Source organism: Methylobacterium trifolii, assembly GCF_022179685.1.
Lineage (GTDB): Bacteria > Pseudomonadota > Alphaproteobacteria > Rhizobiales > Beijerinckiaceae > Methylobacterium > Methylobacterium trifolii.
The window spans coordinates 1-7,229 of the sequence record NZ_BPRB01000274.1 but is presented as its reverse complement, the minus strand read 5'-3'; the positions used below and the strand labels follow the sequence as shown (position 1 = coordinate 7,229).

The window sequence follows — 7,229 nt, the reverse complement described above, 5'->3', positions numbered from 1 at the left end:
CAAGTCTCGGGCTCGACTTGGATCGGCGCGGTACTCCGACAAGCCTCTGTTCCTGAAGGCGTTTCCCTCCCCCCTCTGCGGGGGAGAGTGGGCCTCGCGTTAGCGAGGGTCGGGAGAGGGGAGCGCCCTCTCCGGATACGGCGCTCCCCTCTCCCGCCTGCTCCGCAGGCACCCTCCCCCGCAGAGGGGGGAGGGAGAGGCGCCCGGCCGCCCATCGCCCTACTTCGCCGCCCCGATCTCGACCGTGCCGAACCCGGTGCGCCCGAAGCGCTCGGGGCGGTACATGTCCTCCACCGAGGCGCCGGGATGCACGTAGGTGCCGGGGGAGACCGCGCGCACGGTGTAGGCCGCCGTGAAGAAGGCCGACTGCTCTGGCGTCCGGTCGTAGGCGGCCACGAAGCGATCGTCGCGGAACTCGGTGTGGACCGGGGCCACGTCGGTCTTGGCGAAGGCGAGCCCCGTGAGTGCGTCCGAATCGAGGAGCTTGGGGTTGTCGATCTCCAGCCCCGCGGGCAGGCGGTCCACCAGCAGCAGCCGGGCGGCGCTCGCCTTGGCCTCCGTCACCTTGAGCACCACCACGAGGCGGTCGTTCTGACGGACGCCGCGGGCCGGGTCGACCACGCTGCCGTCGAGGCGATGGAACGTCCGCTCCACCGTGTAGCCGCGGGATTCCGCGGGCTCGGGCGTCACCGGGTTGCCGTTGATGCCCAGCGACACCTGCACCGGGGCGCGGCCGGTGTTGGTGATCGCGACGGGCTTGGCCTCCAGGGCCGCCGCCCGGTAGCTGCGGGCGAGCGCCCCGGTCTGGGCCACGCCGTCCACGGTGAAGGACAGGGCCTCGGCCTCCTTGCTCAGCCCCTGGGCTGCCAGCACCATCCAGGCGTTCTCCTGGGTGCTGGTGGTGCGCCCGGAGGCCCGCTCCTCGCTGATGACCGCGGCCACGGGCGTCAGCGCCTCGCGGGCAAGGCCCGACTCGGCGGCCAGCGCCAGCAGGCCGGCGCCGTCGCGCAGGCGCGAGCCGTAATCGGCGCGGTAGCTCTGCCGGTCGCGCTCGGATCTGAGGGCAGTGAGCGCCGAGTCCATCGCCCTGGCCGCCCGCGCCTTGTCGCCGAGCATGGCGAGCGCCGCGGCGATCTGGGCGCGGCCGAGCGGCGTCGCGAAGTCGGCGAGCTTGGTGTCGGCGAGGTAGCGCAGGTCCCCCATCACCGGCCGGCCGTTGCGGGCGAGCACGTAGGCGGCATAGGCGAGGTCCGTGCCGCCCTCCTTGACCTCCGTGGTGTTGGCCACCGCGTTGCGCAGGCGGTCCAGCGCCTGGGAGAAGGCCACCTGGGGGACGGAAAAGCCCCGCTCGCGGGCCCGGGTCAGGAAGTCGGTGACGTAGGCGGCCAGCCACAGGTCGTTCGAGCCCTGGGCCGACCACAGGCCGAAATCGCCGCTCGAATCCTGGCGCGACAGCACCCGCTCGATCGCCTCGCGGATGCGCTCGTCCGCCTTGTCGTCCAGCGCCAGTCGGTCCATCGCGGCGAGCCTGTTGACGTAGAGCAGGGGCATCGCCCGGCTCACCACCTGCTCGGAGCAGCCGTAGGGGTAGCGGTCGAGGGCCTGGAGCAGGGCCGGCACGTCGAGCCCCGGCAGCGCCGAGGCGGCCACCGAGACCGTGCCGGTGCCGGGCAGGATGTCGGCGAGCATGTCCGCCGACACCTGGAGACTCGCGCCCGGCGCAAGGGTCTGCACGCTGCGCCTCAGGAGCGCCCCGGTGCCGGGCGAGACGCCGAGGGAAAAACTCTGGCCGATGCCGGCGGGCAGGCCCGGCCCCGAGAGGGTCAGGTCGAGGCGGGCGGTGCCGGGCCCCGCCGCCGTGATCGGGATGACGAGCTGCCCCTTGGCGCCGGCCTCCAGCCGCAGGCTTTTCCGCACGGCCTCGGCGCCGACCAGCACCGGGCCGGCGAGGTCGAGGTCCACGACGTAGTCGCCCCCCGCCCCCTCGACGTTGTCCAGCGCCACGAAGAAGCGCGAGCGGTCGCCGGCGTTGAGGAAACGCGGCAGGGTGCCCGTGAGCACCACGGGATCGCGGATGATCACGTCGGCCTGGGCCTGGCCGACGCGGTCGCCGCTCCAGGCCGTGACCATCACCCGGCCGGTGCCGTTGAAGGCCGGCAGCGGGAAGGTGACGCTGGCCGTGCCGTCCGCCGCGACCTGGACGATCCCGGAGAACAGGGCCAGCGGCGCCTGGGCCGGGGGGGCCTCGCCGTTGATGCTCGCCCCCGCATCGCCGCCGGAGCGGATGGCCCCCAGCGTCCCCTGCATGCCGTCGATCAGGTATCCGTAGAGGTCGCGGATCTCCGGCCCCAGCCCCTTCTGGCCGAAGAAGTAGGCGACGGGGTTGGGCGCCTCGTAGCGGGTGAGGTTGAGGATGCCGACATCCACCATCGCCACCGTCACCCGCGCCTCCTCGCCGGACTTAAGCCCGGCGAGCTTGATCGGCAGGGTGAGATCCTGGCGCGGGCGGGTCTTCTCCGGGGCCTGGACCGAGACGGAGAGCGCCCGCTTGTCGCGGTCCACCGAGAACCAGGCCAGCCCGAGCGCCCGGCCCGGCAGGCGCTTGGCCGCCTGGTCGAGGGGGCGGTAGGCGGTGGCGACGAGGTAGGCGCCCGCGCCCCATTCGGGCCGGACCGGGATCGAGACCGTGGTGCCGCCCTCGGGCACGGCCACGTCGATCACCTCGTGCACCCGGTCGCTGACCACGGCCAGCGTCGCGCCGCCCTTGAACTTCGGGGCGATCCGGGCCCGCAGGGTCTCGCCGGCCCCGTAGGCCGCCTTGTCGAGAGTGAGGTCGAGGAGGTCGGGCACGTCGGCCGTCTCGGAGCCGCCCCAGCCGACCTGGAAGGTCACGCTGGCGGTGGCCGCCGGCTGGCCGGCCACGCTCGCCTCCAGGCGGTACTTGCCGAAGCCCACCGTGGCCGAGACCCTGGCCGGCGCGTCGGCCTTGAGGTCCACCTGCCCGTCCGCCACGCGGCGGACGGACTTGACCGGCTCGAACGACCAGCGCCCGTCCGCGCGATACCACTGATAGGTCTGGTCGAGGCGCGACAGGGTCCAGGCCACGCCGGACTTTGCCAGACGCTGCCCGTCGGGGGCGGCCATCGCCACGTCGAAGGTGGCGGTGCCGCCCTCGGGCAGGTCGTCCTTGAAACCCTTGCGGATCGCCAGGACCGGGCCTTCGGGCAGGATCGGCAGGGTGAGGCTGCGCGACAGCGCCCGGCCGCCGGGCTCGCCCACCGCCAGCGTGATCTTCGCCTCCAGGGGCCGGGGCGCGGGCACGGATGGAATCGGGACGGTGACGGTGGCGTTGCCCTTGGCGTCGGTGGTGGAACGGGCCTCGATCTCCTGGCTCGTGGCCTCCACCGCCTCGTCGTCGAGGCCGACGGAGAAACCTTCCAGCCCCTTGATGCCGCTGGTGGAGGCCGCCTGCACCGTGACGCTGCCCGACACGTCGAGGCCGGCGCCCGGCGCGCCGTAGAGGTAGCGGGCCGCGACCGCGACCTCCGCCGCCTCGCCCTTGCGCAGCGCCGGCCCGACGGGCGTGAGGTTCACCTCCAGCCGCTCGGGGACGTAATCCTCCACGAGGAAGCTCGCCTCGCCGATGGCCGGCGCCTTCGGGTCGGTGAAGGCCGTGACCCGCCAGGTGCCGTGCATCGCCCCCGACAGGAGCGGCAGGGACAGGACGCGCCCGCCGAGCCCCTGGTCGGGCAGCGAGACGCGGCGGTACTCGACGCCGTCCGGACGCTTGACCACGAGCGTCAGGGGCAGGCCGGCAACAGTCGCGCCCTTCGAATCCCGCAGCAGACCCGTGACCTGCACGGTCTCGCCGGAGCGATAGACCCCGCGCTCGGGGAAGACGTAGGCCTCGATCCCGCCCGCATCGGCACGGCCCTTCACGCCGCGGTCGGAGAGGTCGAAGGCGGCGAGATTCAGGTCGAGGAAGCCGTAATCGTCGCCGACCTGGGCCACCACGAGGCCCGGCGCGATGCCGCCCTCCCCGCGGGCGAGGCCCGGATCGAAGGCGGCGTGGCCCTGCTTGTCGGTCTTCTTCGTCGCAAGCACCTCGTTGTTGCGGGCGATCAGGCGGACCTCGGCATTCGGCACCACGGCGGCGCTGGCCAACGAGCGCAGGAAGACGTGCACCCCGTCGCGGCCCTTGAAGGCGGTGAGCCCGAGGTCCGAGACCACGAACCACTGCGTCGCCTTCTGCTCGTAGCCGCCGTCCTCCCCCTCCGAGGCCGGGGCGGTGCCGCTGGCCTGGGCGAGCATGATGTAGATGCCCGGCTCCAGCTGCCCCACCGCCTGGAGCACGGGGAAGGCCGTCACCGATTCCTGGTTGGTCTCGGCCTTGGCGGTGTCGAGGGTGCCCTTCCAGACCCGCACGCCCTTCTGGTCGGCGATCGTCCTGGCCGTGGCCCCGCTCAGCTGGCTCAGGAACTCTTCGGAGCGCAGGGAAGGGAGGAGGCCGCGGTCGCCGATGCGCAGCACCTCAACGTCGAGCTTGGGGGCGTTGACCGAGACCAGGGGCACCCCCGCCTGGCCGGTGCGGGGCAGGACGTAGTTGCGGCCGGTGAAGCGCACCTGGGGGGCGCGGTCGCGGACGTAGACCTCGTAGTCGGCCGCCTCCAGCAGGTTCTCGCCCACCGACGAGGGCAGGCCCTGGCGCAGGACGAAGCCGTAGCGGCTGCCGTGCTTCAACCCGTCGACGCAGACCTGGGAGCCCTCCGCCGTCACCGCGGCGTTCGTGGCCCCGGTGATCGCGACGAACGGGGCGAAGTCGGTCTTGGCCGCCAGGGCCTCCGAGAAGGTGAAGCAGACCCGCGGTGCGGCCGCATCCGAATCCACCTTGTAGTCGAGGATGCGGAAGCCGTGCTCGGCGCGCATCTCCTCGTAGGTCTCGCGCACCTCGGCCACGTCGGCCAGCGCGAGGCTCGCGGCATAGGCCTCGAGCGCCGGGCGCCACTCGGAGCGGCCGCCCTGGATCTGGCCGAGCAGCGCCAGGGCCGAGGCCTCGTCGGCGGGATTACGCGCGCGCTGGTAGCCCTGGTAGGCGGCGGCCGTCGCCCGGCCACGCAAGCTGGCGCGCAGCTGGTAGTCCTTGTTGTCCTCGTCGCCCGCGACCGCGTCGGCCGCGCGGGCATAGGCGAGCCAGTTGGCGAAGTCGGCCGGGTCGGCGGCCACCGCCGCGGTCAGCGGCGCGATGGCCGCAGCCGGCCTGAGGCCGGCGACCAGCCCCTCGCCCTCGCGCCGGGACTGCGCGGCGGGCTTCAGGGGCCCGCCGGCTTCCGCCTTCAGGGCGGTCTCCAGCCGCACGGCGGCACTGGCGAGGGTTTCGCGGACGAAGCTTTTCTGGGAGGGCCGCGCGGGGACGGGTTTCGGGGCCGTGCGGGCCGCGGGCGTCCCCTGCGCCTGCGCGGGGCTCTCGGACAATCCCGCCAGCGCCAGGCTTCCCGCCAGGAGGCCGCCCGCGAGCAGCCCGAACCGCCGCCCGGACTTCGAGGATTCCGCCATGACCCGCCCCGTTCTGACCAACCCCCCGGCTCATCGCCCCGAGCGGGGCGATTCGCGGTGCGGAGCGGCACGGGCGGGACCGTATCATCTACGGTGGGCGCCGCAATGCGGGCAGCAACGGCCGCGCTCTGGCATTTCCCCGGACCCTCTGCCAGTTTCGCGCAGCCTCAACGACGGGATTCATGCTCCATGCTGCGTCGTGCTCGCACCCGGTCGTTCGCCCTCGCGACGCTCACCATCCTGGCCGCGGGAAGCGCGCAGGCCCAGGCCCTGAAGCCCAAACTCCCCGCCGCCGCACCCGCAACAGTGCCGGACCCCGCCTTCGAGGCGATGCGCACCGCCTTCGAGGCCCTGCCCGAGGCCGAGCGCAAGGCGATCCAGGACGCCCTGGTCTGGGGCGGGGACTACAACAGCGTCGTCACCGGCGGGTTCGGCCGGCGCACCTTCGAGGCCCTGAACGCCTTCCGTGCCCGCGCCGGCGCGCAGGGGGGCGTGCTCGGGCCGGCGATGCGGGCCGCCCTCCTCGCGGCCGGCGAGACCGCGCGCAAGGCGGCGCGCTTCACGGTGAAGCCCGATCCGGCGAGCGGGGTCGTCATGGGCGTGCCGGAGGGGCTGCTCACCAGGCGCAGCGCGCTGCCCGGCGGAACCCGATGGCAGAGCGCGGACGGGCGCGTCACCCTGGAGAGCCGCTCATTCCCACAGGGCGAGACCGACCTCGACGCCCTGTTCGAGCGCGCCACCGCGCCGCTGAACGACCGCAAGGTGACCTACAAGCTGAAGCGGCCGGACTTCGTCGTGGTCACGGCCGAGACCGGCACCGGCCGGTCCTACGTCCGCTACGCCTCGGGGGCGGAGGGCATCCGGGGCTTCGCCCTCGGCTACGACAGGGCGCTGGCGGCGCAGGTCGACCGCCTGGTGATCGCCATCGCCAACAGCTTCGTCCCGTTCCCCGGTGCGGCGCCCGCCGCCGAGGCGCCCAGGGTCGAGGCGAAGGCGGACGCCCCCAAGGAATCCGCCACAAAGGGCATGCCCAAGCCGCCGGCGCCCGCAGCCCGGCCGCCCGCGACGCAGGCGGCGATGGCGGCGGCACCCGGCCCCATGGCTCCGGCCGGGACGGGGCTCGTGGTCGCGGCCGGTCGCGTGCTCACGGCCTCCGCCGTGGTCGAGACCTGCCCCGGCCTGCGGATCGGCGGCGGTACGGGCCGGGTGCTGAAGAGCGATCCGGCCCGCGGCCTCGCGCTGGTGGAGGCGGCAGGCCTGCCGGCGCCGGCCGTGCCGGGCGTTCGCGCAAACCCGCTTGCCTCGGAGGAAAACCTGGTCGTGGTGGCGGCCGGGGCGGAGGGCATCGCGGTGGCGCCCGGCTCGGGCAGCGGGGCGGGGGGCGTGTTCGCACCGCTCCAGCCCGGCGCCGCGGGGGCGCCAATCCTCGACAGGACGGGCGGGCTCGCCGGGCTCGTCGCCCGCTTCCCCTCCGCCCCGCGCCTCATCGCCGGCGTGATGCCGCCAACGAGCTTCGCCCTGGTGCCAGGCGGGACGGTCGCCGCCTTCCTGGGCGAGAACGGCATCATGGCCGCCCCGCCCGCCGCCCTTCGCGACGGCACCCTGGGCACCGTCGCGGGGGTCGTCGGGAAGGCGGTCGTCGCCGTCACCTGCGGGCGCTAGTGCACTGACGCATA

The 7,229-nt window shown here is 74.0% G+C and carries 2 protein-coding genes; one reads left to right on the top strand and one right to left on the bottom strand.

Annotated features, from left to right (window positions below):
• Positions 1-219: 219 nt before the first annotated feature.
• Complete coding sequence (locus COGEMETH_RS21585; protein ID WP_238184715.1) at positions 220-5,553, bottom strand: alpha-2-macroglobulin family protein; 5,334 nt, start codon at positions 5,551-5,553, stop codon at positions 220-222.
• A 189-nt stretch (positions 5,554-5,742) separates the two neighbouring features.
• On the opposite strand from COGEMETH_RS21585, the gene COGEMETH_RS21580 reads away from it, so the two are divergent.
• Positions 5,743-7,215: a S1 family serine peptidase gene (locus tag COGEMETH_RS21580; RefSeq protein ID WP_238184714.1), complete on the top strand. Its 1,473-nt coding sequence runs from the start codon at positions 5,743-5,745 to the stop codon at positions 7,213-7,215.
• Positions 7,216-7,229 lie beyond the last annotated feature (14 nt).

What these genes read in the sequence shown, in the direction of transcription:
- COGEMETH_RS21585 (WP_238184715.1), bottom strand. Translation starts at nt 5,553, where the DNA reads ATGGCGGAATCCTCGAAGTCCGGGCGGCGGTTCGGGCTGCTCGCGGGC.
- COGEMETH_RS21580 (WP_238184714.1), top strand. Translation starts at nt 5,743, where the DNA reads ATGCTGCGTCGTGCTCGCACCCGGTCGTTCGCCCTCGCGACGCTCACC.